6 protein-coding genes are annotated in these 5,387 nt (G+C 71.9%); 2 read left to right on the top strand and 4 right to left on the bottom strand.

Annotated elements, in window-relative coordinates; all coding sequences use genetic code 11:
* Positions 1 to 920, bottom strand: a 920-nt coding sequence (locus B7L92_RS29330; RefSeq protein WP_081240393.1) for an NAD-dependent epimerase/dehydratase family protein, incomplete at its 3' end; no start/stop codon positions are given.
* A gap of 192 nt (positions 921 to 1,112) precedes the next feature.
* Here B7L92_RS29330 and B7L92_RS29325 point away from each other — a divergent pair.
* On the top strand, positions 1,113 to 2,567 hold the full coding sequence (locus B7L92_RS29325) for a zinc-dependent metalloprotease (protein WP_081240392.1): 1,455 nt from the start codon (positions 1,113 to 1,115) through the stop codon (positions 2,565 to 2,567).
* A complete protein-coding gene (locus B7L92_RS29320; RefSeq protein ID WP_081240391.1) occupies positions 2,564 to 3,091 on the top strand; it encodes an NUDIX hydrolase in 528 nt (175 codons plus the stop codon). Before B7L92_RS29325 ends, B7L92_RS29320 begins: the two co-directional genes overlap by 4 nt.
* A 61-nt stretch (positions 3,092 to 3,152) precedes the next feature.
* On the opposite strand, the gene B7L92_RS29315 is transcribed toward B7L92_RS29320, so the two are convergent.
* From B7L92_RS29315 to B7L92_RS29305, 3 genes are all read right to left on the bottom strand, one after another.
* Complete coding sequence (locus B7L92_RS29315) at positions 3,153 to 3,908, bottom strand: AIM24 family protein (RefSeq protein WP_081240390.1); 756 nt, start codon at positions 3,906 to 3,908, stop codon at positions 3,153 to 3,155.
* A gap of 17 nt (positions 3,909 to 3,925) precedes the next feature.
* The gene (locus B7L92_RS29310; protein ID WP_081240389.1) at positions 3,926 to 4,606 is read right to left on the bottom strand and encodes an AIM24 family protein; all 681 of its coding nucleotides are present in this window, start codon (positions 4,604 to 4,606) and stop codon (positions 3,926 to 3,928) included.
* A gap of 12 nt (positions 4,607 to 4,618) precedes the next feature.
* On the bottom strand, positions 4,619 to 5,387 hold a 769-nt coding region (locus B7L92_RS29305; RefSeq protein ID WP_107501638.1), incomplete at its 5' end, for an AIM24 family protein.

Raw genomic sequence — 5,387 nt, 5'->3', positions numbered from 1 at the left:
GCCAGGTCCCCGGCCGGGGACGGGGTGAGCCCGATCCGGTGCAGCCGGGCCGCGGCGCCCAGCGCCACCGCCGACGGCAGCTCCATGCGGCGGATCCCGCTGAGCTCCTCGACCTCCTCCTGTTCCAGCCATCCGTCGCAGCCGACGGCCAGCTCCCCGTCGACCTTCTCCAGCACGGCGTACTCCAGGGCGCTGCACAGATCATCGACGTGGCAGAACTGCCACGCGGGCCGCGATCCGGCCACCACGAGCAGCCGGGGCGACTCGAAATACCTGGTCAGCGCGGTGTCGGTGCCTCCCACCAGCACGGCGGGGCGGACGACGGTGACGTTGAGCCCGGGGTGCGCCCGCGGCGCCCGGCGCGCGAGCCGCTCGATCTCGAGGAGGTCGCCGACGCCCGTGGCCTCCGCCGTGGCCCGCAGTTCCGCGTCCTCGGACAGCGGCAGCTCGTTGTCGGGCAGCGCCCCGTAGACCATCGTCGAGGTGCACAGCACCACGCGGTGCACCCCGGCCGCCGCGGCGGCCGTCAGGACGGTCTGCGTCCCCCGTACGTTGTAGGCCGTACGGGCGGCGGCGTCGGTCTCCAGGTCGAGGTCGAGCGCCAGGTGCACCACCGCATCGGCACCGCGCAGCTTGTCCGCGATGGCCGGGTCCCGGACGTCCAGGATGTGCCACTGGGCCTCGGTGCACTCACCGCGCCGCTCGTCGATGGCGACGACCCGCTTGACCTCCTCCGAGGCGGCGAGCCGCCCGGTGAGCAGCGCGCCGACGCCGGACGCGGCACCGGTGACCGCTACGACGGGCCCGCGCGCGGCAGGCGTCCGGCCTGCGCGGAGCGCCGTCGTCGAGGGGTGGTGGTCGGGCGACGGACGGACTGACTTGTTTCGCGCTGCGCGAACCTGTGGATCTGGGGAACTCACCGGGCGTCTCCAGCGGTTGTCTTCAGTACGAGCGCAAGTCACGCGTGCGTACCAGGTGGCATCCATCCTGCCGCAGGCCCTCTGTCGGCGAAGCACCGAGGCTCGAACGGCTTCAGGTGTCTACGCTGGGTGGTGTTGTCGGGCAGCCGTGCCGCCGGAAAGAACCGGCGGCCCTATCAGCCGAGGAATCCCGTGAGTGACACCCCATTCGGATTCGGCCTTCCGCCGGAGGAGCCGGACGACGGCGACGAGGGCAAGAAGAAGGACCCGCAGAGCGGCGGTGGTCAGGGCCCGGCCAACCCGTTCGGTTTCGGCGTGCCCGGAGCCGGAGGCTTTGGCGCCCCGGGCGCGGACAATCCGTTCGCCGCGATGTTCGGGTCGCTGAACCCCACCGACCTGGGCGCCGCGTTCCAGCAGCTCGGCCAGATGCTCTCCTACGAGGGCGGTCCGGTGAACTGGGACATGGCCAAGCAGATCGCACGCCAGACCGTCTCCCAGGGCACCCCGGGCGGTTCGAAGGACGCGAGCGTGGGCCCCGCCGACCGCAAGGCCGTCGAGGACGCCGTCCGCCTGGCCGACCTGTGGCTGGACGACGCCACCTCCCTGCCGTCGGGTGCGCACACCGCCGTGGCCTGGAGCCGCGCGGAGTGGGTCGAGGCGACCCTCCCGGCCTGGCAGGAGTTGGTCGACCCGGTCGCCGAGCGCGTCGGGAACGCCATGGGCGACGTCCTGCCCGAGGAGATGCAGGCCATGGCCGGCCCGCTGATCGGCATGATGCGCTCCATGGGCGGCGCCATGTTCGGCACGCAGATCGGGCAGGCCGTCGGCGTGCTGGCCGGTGAGGTCGTCGGATCGTCCGACATCGGCCTGCCCCTCGGGCCGGCCGGGCGGGCGGCGCTGCTCCCGCTGAACATCGAGACGTTCGGCAAGGACCTGGGCGTCTCCCAGGAGGAGGTGCGGCTGTACCTCGCCCTGCGCGAGGCCGCCCACCAGCGCCTGTTCGCACACGTCCCGTGGCTGCGCTCGCACCTGTTCGGCGCGGTCGACGGCTACGCGCGCGGGATCAAGGTCGACACGGCCAAGCTGGAGGACGTGGTCGGCCAGTTCGACCCGCAGAACCCCGAGCAGTTGCAGGAGGCCCTCCAGCAGGGCATGTTCCAGCCGGAGGACACGCCGGAGCAGAAGGCCGCCCTGGCCCGTCTGGAGACGGCGCTGGCGCTCGTCGAGGGCTGGGTGGACGCGGTGGTGCACGCGGCGGCGAAGCCCCGGCTCTCGTCGGCCGACGCGCTGCGCGAGACGCTGCGCCGCCGCCGCGCCTCGGGCGGCCCGGCGGAGCAGACGTTCGCCACGCTGATCGGTCTGGAGCTGCGCCCGCGCCGGCTGCGCGACGCCTCGCGCCTGTGGGCCTCGCTCACCGACGCGCGCGGTGTCGACGGCCGGGACGCCCTGTGGGCCCACCCCGACATGCTGCCCACGGCCACCGACCTGGACGACCCGGACGGCTTCGTGCACCGCGAGCAGATCGACTTCTCCGAGCTGGACAAGATGCTCGGCGAGGCGGCCGGCAAGCCCGACCTCAGGAAGAAGGACGAGGGCGAGGACCAGGGCCGGGACGGCGGCAAGGGCGGGGGCGACGGCACCGAGTGAGCCTGTACGACGACGCGGTCCTCGTGCTCAAGGGGTACGAGGACCAGCCCGAACTGCGCCAGGCCTACCTGGACCACCTCGCGGCGCATCCGGACGGCATGTGGAAGGCCTGCCACGCGGGCCACGTCACGGCGAGCGCCCTGGTGGTCGACCCCGAGCGCGGCCGCGTCCTGCTCACCCTGCACCGGAAGCTGCGCATGTGGCTGCAGATGGGCGGGCACTGCGAGCCGGGTGACGCCTCGCTCGCGGCGGCGGCCCTGCGGGAGGCCACGGAGGAGTCCGGCATCGCGGGCCTGACGCTCCTCCCGGGCGGGCCGGTGCGCCTGGACCGGCATCCGATCCCGCCGCCCTGCCACTGGCACTTCGACGTCCAGTACGCGGCCCTGGCCGCGCCGGACGCCGCGCACGCGATCAGCGACGAGTCGCTCGACCTGCGCTGGTTCCCGTACGACGAGGTCGCGGAGGTGGCCGACGCCTCGGTCCTCCGTCTGGTCGAGGCGACCCGGAGGCGACTGGCCGCCTGACGCACGGGTGAGGGGGCGACCGCCCGGGCGGTCGCCCCCTCACCCGTGTCGTCCCGGCCGGTCAGCTCCAGACGTTGCCCTGGTTCTGGCCGCGGGCCCCCTGCTGTCCCATGCCGTACTGCGCGGCGAGACCCGAGCCGAGCTGGGCGTTCTGCGGCGGCAGCAGCTCGCTGGGCTGGACCAGCACGAAGCCGCTGCCCATGAAGCTGAGCTCCCAGCCCTCACCGGTGCTGCCGCGGCGCCGCCACACCCCGGAGGAGTGCGTCTGGGCCTGCATCTGCACGCGCAGCGCGGTGGACCAGGCGACGATCGCGTCGGCGTCGCAGTTGACGTACTTGTCCGGCGTCACCTGCATCAGCAGCGGCATGCCGGAGGTCATCAGGGCGACCTTGCCCCGGCCGGTGATGTTGAGCTGGTACTTCCCGGAACCGGAGATGCCGTACAGGCTGTCGACGGCGAGGACCTCGTGGTGCAGCGAGGAGTCCATCGCGAGCACGTAGTCGCTGTCGACCGTCAGCCCTTCCTGGTCCACCTCCATGAGGTGGATGTGCTGGGCGAGGTTGGCGAGGTAGACCGTGCCCTGCCCGTGGCAGCGCATGAGGTCGAGGCCCTCGCCGGTGTACGCACGCGTGCGCGACTGGCCGTTGCTCTGGAACTCGGCGTCGAACTCGACCATGCCCTGGTAGGCGACCATGGACCCCTTGCGGGCCAGGATGTCGTCGTGGCCCTCCAGAGCGATCCGGAGCATCTGCTTGTTCTGCAGGCTCCAGCGCTCCTGGGTCTGCTGGTCGTGGTAGGCGAAAAGCGGGCTCTGCATGGTGTGGTTGCTCCCCCTCAGCCCCGGACCCGGAGACGGTCGGTGCTGTCCTCACTGGGCTGGACGACGACGATGCCCTGACCGGAGAAGGCCATCTGGAAGGCCTCGCCGCTGCCGCGGCCGATCAGCGACTGGGCGCGGAAGCTGCGCTTGCCCTTCACCTTGAGGTTCGGGGACCAGGCGACCAGGGCGTCCGGGTCGACGTACGTCTCGTCCTCGCCCCCGCCGCAGTCGACGACGATCGGCTTGCCCCGGGAGGTCAGCGCGACCCAGCCCTGTCCGGAGATCCTGGTGTTCCACAGGCCCTGCCCGGCGAACTTCGCCAGGCCCTTGACCCGCTCCACGCCCCATGTCAGGTGCGCGTCGAAGGCGAGCAGGTTGGTGGCGTTGACGGAGAGGCCGTCGCCGTTGAGGTTGATCACGACGACGTCGGCACCGTAGTCGGCCAGGTAGAGCAGGCCGTCGCCGGAGCACTTCATCAGGGGTGCGCCCTCGCCGGTCAGCCAGTCCTTGGCGATCTGGCGCACGGCCGGCGGGTTGGGCTCGTACTGGACGAATCCTTCGTAGGCGACCATCGACCCCACGCGCGCGAAGAGGTCGTTCCCGGTCTGCATGGCGACCTTCAGCATGTGGTTGCCGTGGTTCTCCATGCGGGCGGTGACGGGGGCGGGGGCGAAGCCCGCGAGCGGCTGGTTCATGACGGGCTCCCTTTAGATCTCGTACGGCTGGACGACGATGAAGTTGCCGGGCGCCCCCCGGAACTGGAGGTTGACGCTCTCTCCCGTGTCGCCGGGGTAGGAGTTGCGGCGCATCCGCACCTGGCTGGAGACGACCACCTGGGAGGCGGCCGACCAGGCGACCACCGCGTTGCAGTCGGCGAACGTGGTGGGTGTGACCGGCAGCACCACGGGCACGCCGTGCGTCTTCACGACGATGGTGCCGGTCCCCTGGAACTGCATCGTGAACAGCGCGCCGCCGGGGATGCCGTGCCCCTCGATGCGGCGGACCTCGTGCTGCAGGCTCTCGTCGAAGGCCAGGACGTTCTCGGCGGAGACGCACACGGCGTCGCCCTGGAGCTCGATCGGGTGCAGCATCGTGGCGTCCTCGGCGAAGAACACCTGGCCCTGGCCGGTGCAGCGCATCAGCTGCATCTCCTGGCCGGTGGCGTTGCCCACGATGCGGCCGGTGAAGCCGGCGCCCTTGTAGCTGAAGTCGACCTTGCCCTGGTAGAGCACCATGCTGCCCTGCCGGGCCAGGACGGCCTGCCCGCCGATGCCGAGGTCGGCACGGACGAGCTTCTTGTTCTGCAGGGTCCAGCGCTGACCGGTGGGCGTCTCCTTGAACTGCTGGAGCGCGCCGAGCACGCCCGCGCCCTGCGGGGCCGCGCCCTGAGGGGCGCCCTGCGGCGCTCCGTAGGGGGCCGGCTGTCCCGGCTGTCCCGGGAAGTGTCCGGGTGGCGTCGGCTGTCCGTAGCCCGGG

Source organism: Streptomyces viridosporus (genome assembly GCF_002078235.1).
GTDB classification, from domain to species: domain Bacteria; phylum Actinomycetota; class Actinomycetes; order Streptomycetales; family Streptomycetaceae; genus Streptomyces; species Streptomyces viridosporus.
Note: the sequence above shows the minus strand (reverse complement) of the source record. Positions and strands in the feature narration are given on the sequence as shown.